Annotated in this window: 1 pseudogene; it reads right to left on the bottom strand. The window is 65.4% G+C overall.

Going from position 1 to position 231, the window contains the following annotated elements:
• A pseudogene (locus tag SB772_RS46050) lies at window positions 1–231 on the bottom strand (sodium:proton antiporter); the annotation flags it as partial.

Raw genomic sequence — 231 nt, 5'->3', positions numbered from 1 at the left:
GACGACGATCGCCAGGATGGCGGAAAGATGCAGACGCTCGGCAATGATCCAGGTGCCGAAGGTGGCGACGAATTCCAGCAACGTGCCGCCGAGCGTGCCTGCCAGTCTGGTGCCGATGATCATGTAGAGCCGCCCGGCGGCATAGCCGATGATAATGCCACCCGGTATCGCCAGCGCCAGTTCGGGTAGCGTTCTGGCGAAGAAGGCCGGGCTGGTGGCGGCGGCGACCGC

The organism is Paraburkholderia sp. SIMBA_030 (genome assembly GCF_046535245.1).
Lineage (GTDB): Bacteria > Pseudomonadota > Gammaproteobacteria > Burkholderiales > Burkholderiaceae > Paraburkholderia.
The sequence above is the reverse complement of the archived record's forward strand: the minus strand, read 5'-3'. Positions and strand labels throughout refer to the sequence as shown.